Source organism: Ferruginivarius sediminum, from assembly GCF_003344765.1.
Classification (GTDB): Bacteria; Pseudomonadota; Alphaproteobacteria; order Kiloniellales; family Rhodovibrionaceae; genus Ferruginivarius; species Ferruginivarius sediminum.
On sequence record NZ_QPMH01000024.1, the window covers coordinates 40,526 to 47,104 of the forward strand.

The 6,579-nt window shown below is 67.0% G+C and carries 8 protein-coding genes; 3 read left to right on the top strand and 5 right to left on the bottom strand.

Going from position 1 to position 6,579, the window contains the following annotated elements; all coding sequences use genetic code 11:
* Position 1: 1 nt before the first annotated feature.
* Positions 2-655, bottom strand: a complete 654-nt coding sequence (locus DRB17_RS17460; RefSeq protein WP_114583516.1) for a phosphoribosyltransferase — start codon at positions 653-655, stop codon at positions 2-4.
* Positions 656-714: 59 nt separating this feature from the next.
* Here DRB17_RS17460 and DRB17_RS17465 point away from each other — a divergent pair, with 59 nt between their 5' ends.
* Positions 715-1,803, top strand: coding sequence for a hypothetical protein (locus DRB17_RS17465; protein ID WP_206607932.1), 1,089 nt, complete (start codon positions 715-717; stop codon positions 1,801-1,803).
* Between the two features lie 4 nt (positions 1,804-1,807).
* Here DRB17_RS17465 and DRB17_RS17470 read toward each other — a convergent pair whose 3' ends face one another.
* Positions 1,808-2,803: a ribose-phosphate diphosphokinase gene (locus DRB17_RS17470; RefSeq protein WP_114583518.1), complete on the bottom strand. Its 996-nt coding sequence runs from the start codon at positions 2,801-2,803 to the stop codon at positions 1,808-1,810.
* Positions 2,804-2,959: 156 nt separating this feature from the next.
* Between DRB17_RS17470 and DRB17_RS17475 the strand changes: the two genes are divergently transcribed.
* On the top strand, positions 2,960-3,592 hold the full coding sequence (locus DRB17_RS17475) for an exopolysaccharide biosynthesis protein (RefSeq protein ID WP_161958880.1): 633 nt from the start codon (positions 2,960-2,962) through the stop codon (positions 3,590-3,592).
* Here the strand turns inward: DRB17_RS17475 and DRB17_RS17480 are convergent.
* From DRB17_RS17480 to DRB17_RS17490, 3 genes are read right to left on the bottom strand one after another with little or no spacing between them, the layout of a single operon-like run.
* Positions 3,589-3,861 carry a hypothetical protein gene (locus tag DRB17_RS17480; RefSeq protein WP_114583520.1) on the bottom strand — a complete coding sequence of 91 codons (273 nt, stop codon included), beginning with the start codon at positions 3,859-3,861 and terminating at the stop codon, positions 3,589-3,591. The two genes, DRB17_RS17475 and DRB17_RS17480, sit on opposite strands and share 4 nt — an antisense overlap.
* Positions 3,862-3,865: 4 nt before the next feature.
* Positions 3,866-5,098: an NAD(P)/FAD-dependent oxidoreductase gene (locus DRB17_RS17485; protein ID WP_114583521.1), complete on the bottom strand. Its 1,233-nt coding sequence runs from the start codon at positions 5,096-5,098 to the stop codon at positions 3,866-3,868.
* Between the two features lie 31 nt (positions 5,099-5,129).
* Positions 5,130-5,459, bottom strand: coding sequence for a non-heme iron oxygenase ferredoxin subunit (locus DRB17_RS17490; RefSeq protein ID WP_114583522.1), 330 nt, complete (start codon positions 5,457-5,459; stop codon positions 5,130-5,132).
* 309 nt (positions 5,460-5,768) lie between these two features.
* Between DRB17_RS17490 and DRB17_RS17495 the strand changes: the two genes are divergently transcribed.
* Positions 5,769-6,579 (top strand): LON peptidase substrate-binding domain-containing protein (locus DRB17_RS17495; protein WP_193725748.1); only part of this gene is annotated, 811 nt, incomplete at its 3' end.

Genomic DNA, 6,579 nt, shown 5'->3' on the forward strand with positions numbered 1-6,579 from the left:
CTCAATCCCCCGCGTCCTCGGCCAGCTCGTCCAGTAGCGTCATGACCTCGTCGTCCGAGGTTTGCCGGAAATCGCGATAATAGAGACCAATGGCGCCCATGCCGTAAGGCTGGTCCAGGGCGATGACTTCGTCGGCCTCGGCACGCAGCCGATCCATTGCCTCGGGCGGTGCCACCGGAACGGCCAGGATCAGCCGCTCCGGCCCGGCGCGCCGCACCGCGCGCAAGGCCGCGCAGGTCGTGGCACCGGTGGCGACGCCATCATCGACGACGATAGCCGTGCGTCCCGCGATGCCGGTACGGCGACGGCCGGCCAGATAGCGCTTTTCCCGCGCCTCGATTTCCGCCAACTCGCGCTCCTTCACCTCGTCGATCTCCCGCTGCGAAATGTCAAGCAGACGCACGACGTCGTCGTTCAGCACGATGTCGGCGGCCTCCCCGCTTCTGGCGACGGCGCCCATCGCAAGCTCGGGCTGGCCGGGTGTGCCCAGCTTGCGCACCATCACCAGGTCCAGCGGCGCGCCGGTCGCGCGCGCGATCTCCGCCGCGACGGGCACGCCGCCCCTGGGGAGCGCCAGGACGACAGCATGCTCGAAAGACCTGGACTTTACGACATCCGCAAGCCTGCGGCCGGCATCGCGGCGATCCTGGAACATTGGCCCCTTACCTTTCCGCGGCGCGTTTTGCTTCAGGCCGTTGTTTCGGCCCGCCTATCGTGTCACAGACTCTGAACGCCAACGCCGCCCTGCGCCTTGATCCGGGTCAGACCGCCGCGATGACGCAAGCCCGCGCCGACCAGCCGCCGACCGCTTCCGTCGAGGAGGCCGTGGCCTTCTTGCGCCGGCCCGCGTCCTATCCGGACCGCACCGGCAAGGTGGATGTGCGCGAAACCCACATGTCCTGGGTCTTCCTGACCGACCGCTTTGTCTACAAGCTGAAAAAGCCGGTTCGTTTCAGCTATCTCGACTATGGCACCCCGGCGGCCAGGCTCCGCAATTGCCAGGCCGAGGTGCACCTGAACCGCCGGCTGGCGCCGTGGGTCTATCTGGCGGTGGTGCCGCTGCTGCGCAGTCAGGGCGACGGCGCATTGAGCCTTGGCGGCGCGGGAGAGCCCGTGGACTGGCTGGTCAAGATGGTGCGCCTGCCGGCGGCTGGCTTGCTCGACGAGGCGATGGCGGCGGGACCGGTCGGGCCGGAACGGCTGGACGGCGTGGCACACCTCCTGGCCCGGTTTTACCACGCGCAACCCAGGCAGAACCGTCGCCCGGCGATGTACGCGCAATCACTGAAACGTGACGCGCGCGACAACCGGGATGCTTTGCTGGAGCAACCCGGCGAGGTGTCCGAGACGCGCGTCGATAATCTATTGAACAGCCTGATTGGATTCGTGAACCGCGAGGCCGACCTGCTGGCCGAACGTGCCGCGCGGCTGGTCGAGGGCCACGGCGACCTTCGCCCCGACCACATCTACCTCGGTCCGCCCCAGGCCGTGATCGACTGCATCGAATTCAACCGCGAGTTCCGCATCAACGATCCGGCGGACGAACTGGCCTTCCTGGCGATGGAATGCGAGCGGCGCGGCGCGGACTGGATCGGCCCCCGCCTGTTGTCGATCTACCAGGAGGTCACGGGCGACTGGATTCCGGATCGTCTCGTCGCCTTCCACAAGGCCCACCGCGCCCTGCTTCGCGCCAAGCTGTCGCTGTGGCACCTGCAAGAGCCGCGGATCGACGCGCGGAAATGGCGACGCAAGACGGAGGCCTATCTCTCGCTGGCCGAAACCTGCGCAAAGGAACTGGGATAACGGGCTACGCCTCGATTCCCAGCAGATCGACCAGCGACCCACCAGAGCGGATGCGCGCGATCGCCTCCCCCACCAGCGGCGCAGCATCGACCGTCAGCAGCTTCGAGCGCGCGGTATCGTTGCTCAGCCGGAACGCCGGCACGGAGTTCGTGATAACCAGACGCTCGATCGCGTCGTCCGCGAAAACCTTGTTCGCTTCGCCGACGAAGAGGCCATGTGTCGCCAGGGCCAACACCCGCGCCGCTCCCTGCTCGCGCGCCTTGCGCGCCGTGCGCAGCATGGTTCCGCCGGACGCGATCAAGTCGTCGACGATCAGCGCCGTCCGTCCGGCGAAATCGCCCACCAGCATTTCGCCGCTGACCTGCCCCCGGCTGCGGTACTTCTCCATCATGGCGCTGGCGATGTCGAGATCCAGCGCGCCCGCGAGCGTCTTGCGGAACGCCTCTGCCCGCTTCATGCCGCCGGAGTCGGGGGAGACCACCACCAGGTCGTCGTTTTCGATCAGCGGGCGCAGCGGCTCGACAAAGAGCCGGCGGGCGTCCAGATGCTCGGTGGCGCAGCGAAAGGCATTCTGGAACGCCGCTTGGTTGTGCACCTCCAACGCCATGACCCGCTCGACCCCGACGGCCTCGAACATCGCCGCCACATAGCGCGTCGTCACCGGGTCGCGCGCCTTCGTCTTGCGGTCCTTGCGGGCGTAGCACAGGTAGGGCGCCACCGCCGTGACACTGGCCGCCGCCGCGTCCCGGCACGCCGCGCAGAAGAACAACAGGCGGCACAGCTTGTCGTTCGCGCTTTGCGTGTCGTCGCCGTACAGCGAATGGATGACGAAGACATCGCGGTTGCGCACGGACACCAGCGGCCGGGCCTTGTGCTCGCCGTCCTCGAAGTCGCGCTCCTCATGCTCCGAGAGCGGCACGTTCAGCCGTGCGGCGACGCCGCGTCCGAAATCCCGGCTGCCGCCCAGAGCAAAAACACGCGGGGCATCGTCGGCCACCATTGCCTCAGCCTCCCGGCAGGTCCACCGCTAACAGGTGTAGCGCGCGGCTTGCCGGGTCAAGACGACATACCTCGGCAGGCACAAGGGGCGATCGGGCTTGCGTCCGCGCGCGCCATCGGCTCCCATGCCGGCGCCGCAGGTTGAAGGAGACTCCTGGTGGACAAACGTTCGCTGCCCACCTTGGCGCCGACCACGGCCGAGTTGCTTGCTTCGTTTCCCTACATCTTCCGGGACGAGGTGGTGCGTCTCAGGCTCATCTTCGCCGTGCTGGGCGACCGGGGCCTGGCCTCGGCATTGCTTCTGCTGACGGCGCCGCAGCTTGTGCCGATGCCCCTCGGCCTGTCGAATGCGCTGGCGCTGCCGATCCTGCTGGTGGCCGGGCAGATGGCGCTTGGCCGGAAATCGCTGTGGCTACCCGACTGGCTGCTGGACAGGCCGCTGTCCCGCGATCGTCTGCTGATGGCCACGAACCGCATGGTGCCCATCCTGCGGCGCGTCGAGGTGGTAATCCGACCTAGATACCAGTGGGTCTGGGCACGCCCGGCGACACACCTGCTGGGCGTGAGCTGTTTCTTCATCGCCTGCGTTTCCGTGGCGCCGCTGCCGCTCACCGGGTGGCTGCCGGCATTGTCGCTGATCATCGTCGCCCTGGGATTGCTGGAGCGTGACGGCGCCGTCGTGCTCCTTGGCCTGGGCATCGGTGCCGTGGCGGTCGCTGTTTTCGCGCTCGTCGTCGGGGGGTTGGCCGAGGTGGGCGCAAACGTCGAGCGGCTGGCGAACGGGGGCTAGCCCGTGGCTGATCCGCCACCGGGGGTGGTTCCACCGCGCGCGTCGTAGAAAGTCATCTCCCACTCACCGGCGGTTTCGTCGTGGCGCAGAATGTAGAGAGCGTGATCGTCGCCGGTCAGCTTGAAATAGCGGTGATCGGGACCGATCCAGCGGTCCAGGATCGCCACGACCTGGATTGCCCGCTCGCCCTGGCCCAGGAAGAAGCGCCGCGGCTCCTGCTCGCCGCGATGTCCGGCATAGCACTCGACACGCACGCGTATCCGGGCCATCCCATCAACCCGCGGCTTTCAGAACCTTCTTCAGGGACGTCTCGGGATCGGACAGCATGTCCGGATCCGGCTTCGCGCCCGTCTCGATGAATTTCCGCGTCGGTGCAATATCCTTGGCGCTGTTCACGGCATTGGCGCCGACGATCCGGCCATCCTTCAAGTAGAATAGCGTGAAGGCCCCGCCTTCCGGATCGCCCCGCCGGACCAGCCGGTCCACTCGATCCGGCAAGCCGACCATCTGCAGGTTGACGTCGTACTGGTCCGACCAGAACCACGGCACCTGCGCATAGGGCGTTTCCTCGCCGGCCATGGTCCGTCCCGCAGCCACCGCCTGGTTCTGCGCGTTCTGCCAGGACTCCAGCCGCACGCGCCGGCCCAGGATCGGATTGGGATGCCGGGTAACGTCGCCGGCCGCGAAAATCGCCGGATCGGAGGTGCGCCCGCACGCGTCCACCACGATTCCGTCGTCGACCTCCAGCCCCGCATCGGCGGCAAGCTCGACATTGGGCAGAATGCCCACGCCGACGACCGCCAGATCGGCCGGATAAGCGGTGCCGTCGGCGAGGCGCACCGCCTGCACGCGCGACCCGCCCTCGAAGGCTTCCACATTGGCGCCGGTCACGATCTCGACGCCGTGGCGGCGGTGCAGATCCGCGTACCAGTCGCCCACTTCCTCGGCGACCTGCCGGCGCATCAGACCATCGCCCGCTTCCAGCACGGTGACGGCACAGCCACGCTTGCGCGCCGCGGCGGCGACCTCCAGGCCGATATACCCGCCGCCGACGATGACCACCCGCGCCCCGGCCCGCAGGGCCTTGGCGATGGTCAGGCTGTCATCGAGATCGCGCAGGTAGTGGATCCCCGCAAGCTCGCTGCCCGGCAGCGCCAGGCGCCGCACCCGCGAGCCGGTGGCCAGCAGCAGCTTGTCGTAGGCAAGGGTCTCGCCGCCGGCCAAGGTCAGGCGCGCGCTCCCGCGGTCGATGGCCTCGACGCGCTGGTTCAGCATCAGCTCGATGCCATGCTCGTCGTAGTAGTCGGGCGCGCGCAGGAAGGCCGTATCCGGCGCCGCCGCGCCCGTGAGCACCTGCTTCGACAGCGGCGGGCGTTCATAGGGCCGAACCCGCTCTGCCCCGACAACGACAAGGCGGCCGGAGAACCCGGCGCCGCGTATCGCTTCGGCCGCGCGGCCGCCGGCCTGGCCGGCGCCGACGACCACATAGGTATCCGTGCGGCTCATGGCGCGCCCCCGATCGGAACGGACTGCCGGCTCAGCCCTTGGGCAGGCCGACGTAGACGTCGTCGCCCTCGACCTTCACCGGATAGCTGGCCACGTCATCCTCGGCCGGCAACTCGGTGCACTTGCCGGTCTTGAGGTTGAAGCGCGCCTGATGCAGCGGGCACTCTATCTCGCAGCCATCGACGAACCCCTCGGAAAGCTGCGCGAATTCGTGCGTGCAGACATCGTTGATCGCATAGATGCCGTCGTCGAGGCGGACGACGCAAACCAGCGTGTCCCCGACCTTCGCGAATTCGGGCTCTTCCGCCTCCAGCTCGCTGGCCTTGGCGACGGCGTGCCACTCGACGTTCTGATCAGCCATGTCCCTGTACCCCTCTCCCGATTCACGTCGTCGCGGTCCGGCCAAGGACCGCAGCGTATAGGCTTGTAGCATCGCTGCGCCGGATTCGCCATCGCCGCGAGCGAAAGCGACGAACGAATCCAATGACGTGCGTCAGCGGTCGCGGGACTCTCACGCACTGTTGCACCGCCTCATCCATGAGGCGCACTTGAAGCGGCCTTCGAAGACGCCAAAATACTGTTGCAACAATGGCGCTCAGGGTAGTCTGTAAGAAACCCGCGCGAGCGCGCTGCTGCTAAGGCCGTTAATGGCGGCGAAATCAGAGGAAACATGCTGGAATTGTCGGAAAGCTCGACCCGTTACCCCGTCCTGCCGCTGCGCGACATCGTCGTGTTCCCGCACATGATCGTGCCCTTGTTCGTTGGGCGCGAGAAATCCGTGAACGCGCTTGAAGAGGTCCGCAGCGAGGACAAGCAGATTCTGCTCGTGGCGCAGAAGGATGCCCAGCAGGAGGACCCGCAGCCCGGCGACCTCTATCAGGTCGGCACGCTCGCCAGCATCCTGCAGCTTCTAAAGTTGCCGGACGGCACCATCAAGGTGCTGGTCGAGGGCGGGCAACGCGCGCGTGTGCGCGAGTTTACGGAGAACGACAGCTTCCTTGAGGCCGGCGCCGAAGTGATCGCCGAGGAAACCGGGGACGAGCGCGAGCTGGATGCGATCCGGCGCACCGTCGTCTCCCAGTTCGAGCAGTACATCAAGCTGAACAAGAAGATCCCGCCCGAGGTGCTGAACACCGTCAGCCAGATCGAGGATGCCAGCAAGCTGGCCGACACCGTCGCCTCGCACCTGTCGCTGAAGATCCCGGACAAGCAGGAGCTTCTGGAGACCGAGGCGGTCAGCGAGCGCCTGGAGAAGGTCTACAGCTTTATCGAGGGCGAGATCGGCGGCCTCGAGGCGGAAAAGCGCGTGCGCAACCGCGTCAAGAAGCAGATGGAGAAGACGCAGCGCGAGTACTACCTGAACGAGCAGCTGAAGGCGATCCGGAAGGAGCTTGGCGAGGGCGAGGAGGGCCAGGACGAGCTTCAGGAGCTTGAGGATCGGATTGCCAGGGCGAAGCTGTCGAAGGAGGCTCGGGAGAAGG

What these genes read in the sequence shown, in the direction of transcription:
- DRB17_RS17490 (WP_114583522.1), bottom strand. Translation starts at nt 5,459, where the DNA reads ATGGCTGATCAGAACGTCGAGTGGCACGCCGTCGCCAAGGCCAGCGAG.
- DRB17_RS17470 (WP_114583518.1), bottom strand. Translation starts at nt 2,803, where the DNA reads ATGGTGGCCGACGATGCCCCGCGTGTTTTTGCTCTGGGCGGCAGCCGG.
- DRB17_RS17485 (WP_114583521.1), bottom strand. Translation starts at nt 5,098, where the DNA reads ATGAGCCGCACGGATACCTATGTGGTCGTCGGCGCCGGCCAGGCCGGC.
- DRB17_RS17460 (WP_114583516.1), bottom strand. Translation starts at nt 655, where the DNA reads ATGTTCCAGGATCGCCGCGATGCCGGCCGCAGGCTTGCGGATGTCGTA.
- DRB17_RS17480 (WP_114583520.1), bottom strand. Translation starts at nt 3,861, where the DNA reads ATGGCCCGGATACGCGTGCGTGTCGAGTGCTATGCCGGACATCGCGGC.